Source organism: Luteimonas sp. TWI596, from assembly GCF_039674105.1.
Lineage (GTDB): Bacteria > Pseudomonadota > Gammaproteobacteria > Xanthomonadales > Xanthomonadaceae > Luteimonas.
The window spans coordinates 1-870 of record NZ_JBDJMU010000050.1 but is presented as its reverse complement, the minus strand read 5'-3'; the positions used below and the strand labels follow the sequence as shown (position 1 = coordinate 870).

The following is an 870-nucleotide window of genomic DNA, read 5'->3' as shown; positions in this document are numbered from 1 at the left end:
TCCGGGGAAGGCTGCGCGGATCTTCAGGAAGAAGTACTCCTGATCGCGGTACCCGTAGGCACGGCGCTTGATGACCTTGATGGTGTTGTTGATGCCTTCAACGATGCTGGTGTTGAGTCGATGCCGGCAGCGCGACACGATTCCATGCAGGTAGGCTTTGAGCTTGGCCGCGAAATGGGCCAGCGCGGCAATCCCACTGGATTGGGCCTGCTCCAGCCAGTGCTCCCAGGCCCGTTGGGCGCAGCTGGGATGCTGGTAGAACCACAGTCGCTTGAGCTCATCGCGCATGAGGTAGGCGGTGAGCAGGGGTTGGTTGGCTTCGAGCAGTTCGTCCAGCCTCACCGACTGGCGGCGATCCAGGTTGTCGCGATTGCGCAGCAGGAGCCAGCGGCTGGATTTGATCACTCGGCGGGCGGGCTTGTCGTGGCGCAGTTGGTTGGCCTGATCCACCCGCACCCGGTCGATCACCTCGCGACCGTACTTGGCCACCACATGGAACAGGTCGTAGACGACCTCGGCGTTGGGGCAGTTGGCCTTGATCTCCAGCTCGTAAGCGGTCGTCATGTCGATCGCGACGGCCTGGATCTGCTCAGCAACGCCGGCAGGAAGCTGCTCGAAGAAGGCGCGCGCAGTCTCGCGGGAACGGCCATTGCCGACCCACAGCACCTGACGGCTGATCGGATCGACGACAACCGTGGCGTAGCGATGGCCCTTGTGCAGGGCGAACTCATCCATCGCCAGATACCGGATCTGGCTCCAATCCGGCGCCCGCACAACCTGCCGCAACTGGGCCTTATCGAGCGCCTTGACCGTGTGCCAACCCAGTTGGAAAAAGCGGGCAACAGCCAGGATGTTGCTGGATTCAAGCAG

General features: G+C 62.5%; 1 protein-coding gene. It reads right to left on the bottom strand.

Annotated features, from left to right (window positions below; all coding sequences use genetic code 11):
* A partial coding sequence (locus ABE487_RS17190; protein WP_346452836.1) for an ISL3 family transposase occupies positions 1-870 on the bottom strand: 870 nt, incomplete at both ends.